The organism is Microcystis sp. M_QC_C_20170808_M3Col (assembly GCF_007095505.1).
In the GTDB taxonomy this organism is placed as follows: Bacteria; Cyanobacteriota; Cyanobacteriia; order Cyanobacteriales; family Microcystaceae; genus Microcystis.
This window is the reverse complement of sequence record NZ_SFBY01000390.1, coordinates 1-5,431: the sequence shown is the minus strand read 5'-3', so window position 1 is coordinate 5,431 and position 5,431 is coordinate 1. Positions and strand designations below refer to the sequence as shown.

The following is a 5,431-nucleotide window of genomic DNA, read 5'->3' as shown; positions in this document are numbered from 1 at the left end:
ATTAACCTGTTTGTGCCTAAAATTTTTGCCTGTATGGGTTTCAGCTATTTTTGAGCGTAGGTACTCTCATCGAATTTTATTTTAAGTTAATTATTTGCATAACAATTACCGAAGAGCCATTATTTGCATAACAATTACCGAAGAGCCGGAGGTTTTACAATCTAGATAACCCATTCCTTTTTTGGCTTTTTGTGTCGTAAAGTCTAAACTTGTTGTGTCTTGCACTGCCAAAACTATTGGATGTTCTTTGATTCTTTCTACTGTACTTTTAGCTTGGGCGGCAATTATATCTGAGGGGTGAAAATAGGGGGAATTCCAAAAGTCATAGGTGGCACTCGCTGCCGCTAGATTTCCCGAAGCTTATGGCACACTTGTACTAAATTGGCTGGCCAAGTTTTCCACGATACTGATTAACCTTTTCTTTCTTCTCCTGTCCCCTAGGTCTGCATACTGTAATTCTTGGGCTGCCCATTTCTCCATTTTTTTGCTCACCTGGACCTTGATTCCTTCTTTCAAAACTATACCTATCAATCGTTTCCCTTTTTTTTAAGTTTCTTCTCTTTTTGTTAAGAAAGATCTGACTAATGGATAGGGTATAAACGGGGGCTGTTCGAGTATTAGCAGGATATCAGGTAAGTCGGGATTAGCAATTCTCGCCCCACCAGCGATCGCTGTTGCCAAAGAATAGGGCGTAATTGCCCGAATTTTTAGCCCACAGGGACGAGGTATTTTTTGAGCATTCATTGCGAGATTTGTCAAATTATTTAAGAAATGTGAAGGAGCGCAAAGGAAAATTAAAAGAAGGGAAGATATAGATGTTGGGGAGAATACTAAGTGCTAATCTAAGGTTATCCCATCTATTCCGAGGTTAACCGTCGAACGGGAGAAACAATCACCGGATTCCCTTGCTGGCGGCAAAAATCAGTTTCTTTAAATGAAAGTTAACAGAACTTCGCATTTCTGTTAAGAGAAGGTTTAGAGAAACTTGTTAGAATAGAGGTAGATAAATCCAGTTGCAAATAGGCGCTCGACCCGATGAATTTTCCGTGCGATCCGACAAAAAAAAGAGAACGAGAACACCGACAATATCTAGACTGTGACCTCTAATTGACTTTCAATCAACAGCGCGATCGAGCAGTTTTTTTGAGGATTAAATTCCTGGCATCAACATCCCTTAAAAATAGTTGATGTGGGCAGTCCATAGCAAAATTTTTAGATGGAGTAGTGAGTATGAAGCTATTGATTCAGGGCAATAATATCGCTGTCACCGAACCTATTCATGATTATGTGGAACAAAAGCTGGAGAAAGCGGTGAAACATTTTAACGGCATAACCACAAAGGTCGATGTTCACCTCTCCGTGGAAAAGAATGCACGCATTCCCGATCGTCATAAAGCGGAGGTAACGGTTTATGCTAATGGAACAGTGATTCGCGCTCAAGAAGGCAGCGAAAATTTGTACGCGAGTATTGATTTAGTTTCTGATAAAATCGCTCGTCAACTCCGCAAGTATAAAGAAAGATTGGTGGATCATCGCACCCACGCCACCGTTAAAACTAGCGAGGTGGTGCAAGAGAAACCCTTAGATGATAACCTAATTGGCGATCGCACTCCCGAATTACCTGCGGAAGTAGTGCGGATGAAATACTTTGCCATGCCACCGATGACTATTGAGGAAGCACTAACACAATTGCAATTAGTCGATCACGATTTCTTTATGTTCTGCAACAAAGACACTAACGAAATCAACGTTATCTATCAACGCAATCACGGCGGTTTTGGTGTTATTCAACCCCGTCCCGTCAACCTAAATGGCAAAGAACTCCATTAACAGTTAGCGACTACAAATAAAACCAAAGACTGGAGAAATTCTCCAGTCTTTTTCTCATCTAACCAAGATTAACTTTAACCACTTTATTTTTTTCTGCCGCCGCTTTCGGGAGGGTGAGATAAAGAATACCGTCTTGATAGTTAGCGGTAACTTGGCTATTTTGCACCTCTACTGGCAGGGTAATCAAGCGACTAAATTTACCATAATAAAATTCGCTGTCTTTTACCTCGGCAGCGCATTCACGTTGCCCATTAATAGCCACCATTTGCTTGCTAACCTCCACATCGATATCTTTAATATCCATACCGGGTAATTCGATTTTTAATTCCACGGAATCCTCGTTAACGGAGATTTCCACCGGGGGACGAGATACCAATGAAGTTGTCGGTAATACTTCTTGAAAAAGTTGATCGATTTGACGTTGGACAGAATTAATTTCTAGGAAGGGAGAATAAAGAGTGAAAGCCATAGTAATAATTTCCTTGAGAGGTTTTCTCTGACTGCGATTATCTCCATCTTAAGCAACTAACTTGACTTCCACAAGGCGGTTTTCAGGAAATAAAAAGTCGCAATAACCGATACAGTTATCAGTTATCAGTTATCAGTTATCAGTTATCAGTGGCAAGTGGCAAGTGGGAAGTTGTGGGGTGTGGGGTGTGGGGTGTGGGGTGTGGGGTGTGGGGAGCAAAAAACCGACGGCTGACGGCTAAAATACAGCGTTTCTCATAAAGATGAAGTGTAACCTAATTTGGTATCATCCCCAGACGACCAGCTACTGTTGCCTGTTGCCTGTTGCCTGTTCCCTAAAACCAGAGACTTCGTACCTCACCATTAAGATAACTGCTATAACTGTTATAACCATTGTTGTAATTCCGGCCAACCCAAACCCTGACGCACGATATCCGGTTGATCGCCGGTAAAATCAACAATTGTTGACACTTCCGAACCGGGAGCAGAACCATCTTCGATAATTAAATCAACGATATGATCGAGGGCATCGAATAACCTAGCAGTTTCTAATCCCTTGGTGGGAAAATCCCCCTCCTGATCGGGAAGATGGGCAGAACTAGAGATAATGGGATTTTCTAGGGTTTCGAGAATAGTGCGACAGATAACGTGATCGGGAACCCGGATACCGGTGGTTTTCCGCTTTGGATTCATCACCACTTTCGGCACTAATTTAGTCGCCGGTAAGAGAAAAGTGTAGGGACCGGGTATGACTCGTCGCATAATCTTATAGGCATGATCGCTGACCACTGCGTACTCGGAAATATTCGACAAAGAAGAACAGAGAAACGTCAAGGGTTTATCATTAGATAGTTGCTTGATTTGGCGAACTCGTTCGACGGCAGATTTCACATTGAGATCGCAACCGATCGCATAGACAGTATCGGTAGGATAAAGCATAATTGCCCCATTTTTAAGGGCATGACAGATTTCTTGGATAGAACGTTGTTGGGGATTTTCGGGATGGAGAGAGTAAATAGTAGCCATGATAGCAAAATCGTCGCCTATTGGGATTGTCCCACGGGAATCGCCGGGGATATGTGTTTAGGGGCATTAGTAGATTTAGGAGTCCCCTTAGAATACCTGATTGCACAACTAAAAACTTTAGGAATTGAGGATGAATATCAGTTAAGGGCCGAAAAAGTGCATCGTCGCGGTCAAATTGCTACTAAGGTTCACGTCGATGTCACTGCCGAGAAGTCCGATCATCATCACCACCATCACCATCATACCCCCGCTCGCCATTTACCGGAGATTGAAAATTTAATCAAACAGGCAAATTTACCCCAGAAAGTCCGAGAATGGAGTTTAGCGGTTTTTCAACAACTTGCGATCGCAGAGGGAGCCGTTCACGGGATCGCGCCAGAAAAAGTCCATTTTCACGAAGTGGGGGCAACCGATGCCATTATTGATATCGTCGGGACTTGTTTGGGTTTGGATTGGCTATCGGTGAGTGAATTATACTGTTCTTCTCTCCCCACCGGCGGCGGTACAGTTCAGGCCGCCCATGGTCGTTTACCGGTTCCCGTGCCAGCAGTAGTACAATTGTTAAGTAATCGACAAGTACCAATTTATAGTAATGGCATCGCAGCGGAGTTAGTAACACCCACGGGGGCAGCTATTGTGACAACTTTAGCTAAAAGTTTCGGTAAACCGCCCAAAATACAGTTAGAAAAGGTCGGTTTAGGGGCAGGGACAAAAGATTTACCGATTCCCAATCTTGTCCGGCTTTGGTTAGGGAAAAAAGAACCAGAAAAGCTAGATGAAATCGAAACTGTGGCAGTTTTAGAAACTCAAATTGATGACTTAAATCCGCAAGCGATCGCCTACTTAAGCGAGGCTTTATTACAAGCGGGGGCTTTAGATGTATTTAGTCAAGCAATTACTATGAAAAAATCTCGTTTGGGAATACTTTTGACAGTAATTTGTGGCTTGGATAAAATTGCTATTTGTGAAAATATGATCTTTCAAGAAACCACAACTTTAGGCATTAGAAGGACGATTCAAGAGCGATCAATCTTAAAAAGAGAGATACAATCGATCGATACTGTCTATGGTCAAATTCGGCTAAAAGTTGCCTACAAAGAGTCAATTAATCAACCGATTACCGTACAACCAGAATACGAAGATTGTGCCGCTATTGCCCGTCAGCATCATCTACCTTGGCGATTTGTTCATCAAATGGCCTTAGCTATTTGGCAAGAAAAAAATCAGTCTTGACAGCAGGGCGATTTTCTCATAAAACTGCCAGATTCATTGTTCAAAAGGTATTTTCAGGAAAATAATCACAATTTAAAACCTGTTCTTGGCTAAAAGGACAATCAACTGGAAAAGTTTCTTTTGGTAAATTAGTTTCATTTACCGTCCCTCGCACTGCTTTTTGATAACATTCTGCGAAAATATCTGCTAAATAGGGTTTTAAGCTAGGACTATCCCTTAAAATAAGCTCTAATTGTTCTCTTTGCTCATCAATGGTATTTATCCAGCTATTAGTCCGTTTTTCCGGTTGATATTGCCATTTAAGTAAGTGCATCAAGAGAACTTTTAAACGGCCGAATATCTCCCGTCTATTATTACGTCCCATATCGGATATTTCTTCGATTAAGTTATCTAAATCAAGGGACTCTAAATTCCCCTTTTTTAAGTGATTTACGGTTTGCTCAATCCACAAATTAAAATCAGTTTCATAAAGCTGAGATAATTTAGTTTTCATGTTGATAATATCCCATTTAGAAGTGGGTGGTAACGCACCACTCTCTTAACTGTAACCGTTCAGGGGAGGTATCAAGCAGTCAGTAACATTGACTCTGTGGAAGGACTCTCCCGGGGCAGCAGAGAAAGAACGAGTTTCTTTCCTAGGTTCAGGCGCGATTGAATCGGGGATTAAACAAATTGGAAAGCGGGTTAAACTTTCGGGCGCACCGTGGCAAAATGAGAACGTTTCTTCTATTCTATCTTTACGTTGTGCCTATCTTATACTAAATCCTGTTTTGAAAAGCTGATAACAATCAGTCATAAGTTAGCCAATGATAGTTAGTCAAGTTTTTAATTTCATTAGTCATTGTTTCGAGATACTGACAACGAGTTATCAGAA

The 5,431-nt window shown here is 41.6% G+C and carries 5 protein-coding genes and 2 pseudogenes; 2 read left to right on the top strand and 5 right to left on the bottom strand.

The window, feature by feature from the left end:
- Window positions 1-147: 147 nt before the first annotated feature.
- Both EWV84_RS17975 and EWV84_RS17970 read right to left on the bottom strand, forming a co-directional pair.
- Window positions 148-480, bottom strand: a pseudogene (locus EWV84_RS17975) (IS4/Tn5 family transposase DNA-binding protein); the annotation flags it as partial.
- 120 nt (window positions 481-600) lie between these two features.
- A pseudogene (locus EWV84_RS17970) lies at window positions 601-744 on the bottom strand (lipoyl(octanoyl) transferase LipB); the annotation flags it as partial.
- A gap of 486 nt (window positions 745-1,230) precedes the next feature.
- Here EWV84_RS17970 and hpf point away from each other — a divergent pair.
- Window positions 1,231-1,830: a ribosome hibernation-promoting factor, HPF/YfiA family gene (hpf, locus tag EWV84_RS17965; RefSeq protein WP_287079120.1), complete on the top strand. Its 600-nt coding sequence runs from the start codon at window positions 1,231-1,233 to the stop codon at window positions 1,828-1,830.
- Between the two features lie 58 nt (window positions 1,831-1,888).
- On the opposite strand, the gene EWV84_RS17960 is transcribed toward hpf, so the two are convergent.
- Window positions 1,889-2,299, bottom strand: coding sequence for an Hsp20/alpha crystallin family protein (locus EWV84_RS17960; RefSeq protein WP_286826446.1), 411 nt, complete (start codon window positions 2,297-2,299; stop codon window positions 1,889-1,891).
- A 383-nt stretch (window positions 2,300-2,682) separates the two neighbouring features.
- Complete coding sequence (locus tag EWV84_RS17955; protein WP_190718528.1) at window positions 2,683-3,324, bottom strand: L-threonylcarbamoyladenylate synthase; 642 nt, start codon at window positions 3,322-3,324, stop codon at window positions 2,683-2,685.
- Here EWV84_RS17955 and larC point away from each other — a divergent pair.
- Entirely contained in the window at window positions 3,301-4,557 is a 1,257-nt protein-coding gene (larC, locus tag EWV84_RS17950) for a nickel pincer cofactor biosynthesis protein LarC (protein WP_287079119.1), read from the top strand. The genes EWV84_RS17955 and larC overlap by 24 nt on opposite strands.
- A 40-nt stretch (window positions 4,558-4,597) precedes the next feature.
- Here larC and EWV84_RS17945 read toward each other — a convergent pair whose 3' ends face one another.
- Window positions 4,598-5,050 carry a DUF29 domain-containing protein gene (locus EWV84_RS17945; protein ID WP_287079118.1) on the bottom strand — a complete coding sequence of 151 codons (453 nt, stop codon included), beginning with the start codon at window positions 5,048-5,050 and terminating at the stop codon, window positions 4,598-4,600.
- Window positions 5,051-5,431 lie beyond the last annotated feature (381 nt).

Coding starts and splice junctions, on each gene's coding strand:
- larC (WP_287079119.1), top strand. CDS start 3,301: ATGGAGAGAGTAAATAGTAGCCATGATAGCAAAATCGTCGCCTATTGG.
- EWV84_RS17955 (WP_190718528.1), bottom strand. CDS start 3,324: ATGGCTACTATTTACTCTCTCCATCCCGAAAATCCCCAACAACGTTCT.
- EWV84_RS17945 (WP_287079118.1), bottom strand. CDS start 5,050: ATGAAAACTAAATTATCTCAGCTTTATGAAACTGATTTTAATTTGTGG.
- EWV84_RS17960 (WP_286826446.1), bottom strand. CDS start 2,299: ATGGCTTTCACTCTTTATTCTCCCTTCCTAGAAATTAATTCTGTCCAA.
- hpf (WP_287079120.1), top strand. CDS start 1,231: ATGAAGCTATTGATTCAGGGCAATAATATCGCTGTCACCGAACCTATT.